The sequence below is a fragment of the Monashia sp. HAY1-2A genome, assembly GCF_056755315.1.
In genome coordinates this window covers 1-230 of sequence record NZ_JBNDHY010000858.1, presented here as the reverse complement: position 1 = coordinate 230, position 230 = coordinate 1, and the positions used below count along the sequence as shown (strand labels likewise).

The 230-nt window shown below is 70.4% G+C and carries 1 protein-coding gene; it reads left to right on the top strand.

The features are described 5' to 3' along the window. Positions 1–88 precede the first annotated feature (88 nt). Positions 89–220: a hypothetical protein gene (locus ACPYOM_RS24200; protein ID WP_481347934.1), complete on the top strand. Its 132-nt coding sequence runs from the start codon at positions 89–91 to the stop codon at positions 218–220. The last annotated feature ends 10 nt before the right edge of the window (positions 221–230 follow it).

The window sequence follows — 230 nt, the reverse complement described above, 5'->3', positions numbered from 1 at the left end:
CCCCCCCCCCCCCCCCCCCAAAAAAAAAACACCCCCCCCTAGATTACTACGCGTCTCGTGGGCTCGGAGATGTGTATAAGAGACAGCCGTGGCCGAGCTCGCCGAGCGCGGCATCCTCGTGGCGCCCGGGGCGTTCTACGGCCCTGGCTGCGCCCGGCACGTACGCATCGCCCTCACCCCCACCGACGAGCGCATCGCCGCCGCGTGCGAGCGGCTCTGAGCCCTCACCC